This is a genomic window from Acinetobacter sp. 228, assembly GCF_048147885.1.
Genome location: NZ_JAYWYV010000605.1, coordinates 1 through 1,029 on the forward strand (window position 1 = coordinate 1; position 1,029 = coordinate 1,029).

Consider the following 1,029-nt stretch of genomic DNA (forward strand, 5'->3'; position numbering starts at 1 on the left):
TCGCTTACCATTAGAACGTGTTCATTTTAGCTATCCACGTCCTGCACATGCAGATGAATATGACGCTTTATTCTTTGCGCCGGTTATGCAATTTGACGCACCGCGTACCGAAATAACCTTTGCGGCTGATTATCTTGACTTACCAATTCGCCAAGATGAAAAAACATTAGAAGAATTCTTAAAAGCAGCCCCTGCTCAGCTTTTAGTAAAATTCAAAAACACCAATTCGTTGACTTCACGTATTCGTGAAGTACTCAAAAGCCAAATTGGTGAAGAAATGCCAACGCTCAATGACGTTGCATCAATGTTGTATTTATCTCCGCAAACTTTACGCCGCCGCCTAGCTGCCGAAGGTAAAAGCTATCAGGGCGTGAAAGACGCTTTACGCCGAGATGCTGCGATTCACTTATTACTCAATCCTGAGTTAACACTTGAAGATGTTGCTCAGCAAGTTGGTTTTAGTGAAACCAGTACATTCCACCGTGCATTTAAAAAGTGGACTGGTGTTACTCCCGGTCTATATCGCCAGCTCCATGGTTACCATTAATTCTTAAATCTCTTTAGTTTCACATTTAGCCCAAGTTCAACTTGGGCTTTTTGCTTTATGGAGCTTATTTGAGTTGTTCGATGAGTGTTGGATAAATCAGCCCATCTACATTTTGTTCAGTTTTATAAATACCGTTTTCGACGTTAAATTTATTGACGTGATAGCTAGAGCCATAAATCGAGTCAAAGCCTTGAGATTTAGTAAATACTTTTTTATTGGCATTGATATCTAATAGATGCGTACCGCTAACCATCAACTCATATTGTTTTGGGTCAACCCCTGAACGGTTTGCCATAATTTTAACTGCGTCAGCATGAGTTGCAGGGTCATTAATATATTTAACTGTTTTATCCCACACTAGAAAGATTTATTTCCAAACCTCTTGATGAGCGGTAAAATCACACATGTAGACTGTTAATGTGTCGTAAATAAAACCCGGCTGGTCTTTATAGGTATAGATAATTTTAGAGCCTGCCAATGCT

General features: G+C 39.5%; 1 protein-coding gene and 1 pseudogene. One reads left to right on the forward strand and one right to left on the reverse strand.

Annotated features, from left to right (window positions below; all coding sequences use genetic code 11):
• Positions 1-547 (forward strand): helix-turn-helix domain-containing protein (locus VXQ92_RS21205; protein ID WP_416683093.1); only part of this gene is annotated, 547 nt, incomplete at its 5' end.
• A gap of 64 nt (positions 548-611) precedes the next feature.
• Here the strand turns inward: VXQ92_RS21205 and VXQ92_RS21210 are convergent.
• A pseudogene (locus tag VXQ92_RS21210) lies at positions 612-1,029 on the reverse strand (ABC transporter substrate-binding protein); the annotation flags it as partial.